The sequence below is a fragment of the Haliea atlantica genome, from assembly GCF_054779855.1.
In genome coordinates this window covers 1-662 of sequence record NZ_BAAGXL010000030.1, presented here as the reverse complement: position 1 = coordinate 662, position 662 = coordinate 1, and the positions used below count along the sequence as shown (strand labels likewise).

The 662-nt window shown below is 58.2% G+C and carries 1 pseudogene; it reads right to left on the bottom strand.

From position 1 onward, the window contains the following. Positions 1-490, bottom strand: a pseudogene (locus ACYVGS_RS17730) (IS1634 family transposase); the annotation flags it as partial. Between the last annotated feature and the right edge of the window lie 172 nt (positions 491-662).

Below are 662 nucleotides of genomic sequence, written 5' to 3'. Positions count from 1 at the left end.
CGACCAACGCATCCATGGCGCGCAGCAGATGCTGATGCGCTACGGTCTCTGTGGCAATGCCAGGCAGTGAAACCGTTTCCAGCCACCGCAGGACACCGAGCTTGGACTCGGGGTCACACAAGCGGTTGAAGACCATGATGCGGAGCATCGCTTCCACGTCGAGCTGCCGCTTGCCGGAGCGAAACACGCGGGCCAGCTGATCAAAGCCCAGCTCGTTCCATAGTGCGGTGAGGCTCCACACGTCCCCCAGGTGCCGTGCGGGTTTGAACACGATATCTGGCAGTTCCGCCTCAGCCGGCGGCTCCGCGGAACGGTCGCGACCTGTGACACGCTCCAGTCCCCGGATGAGGGAATCGTAGTGCGCGTCGATCGTCTCCAGCCGTCCCAGGCTGGCAATGGTGCGCTGACGCGCCCGGCCGTTCTCGTCTCGATAGGCTTCGACGAGTTGGATGTAGCGGCGTGGGCCGGACTTGGTGAGCTTGACAAACATGCCATTACGATAGCGCAGACAATTTATCTGTCAATAGAATGCCAATAAAACCCCTGAAAATAAAAGCGTGCCACTACAAGCAATCATCCATTTCTGAAGCCTAAGTGACTGATTTTATTAGACCCGACCCCTCGAAAATGAGCAATTTTGGGCACCAACTGTCGAACCCGGG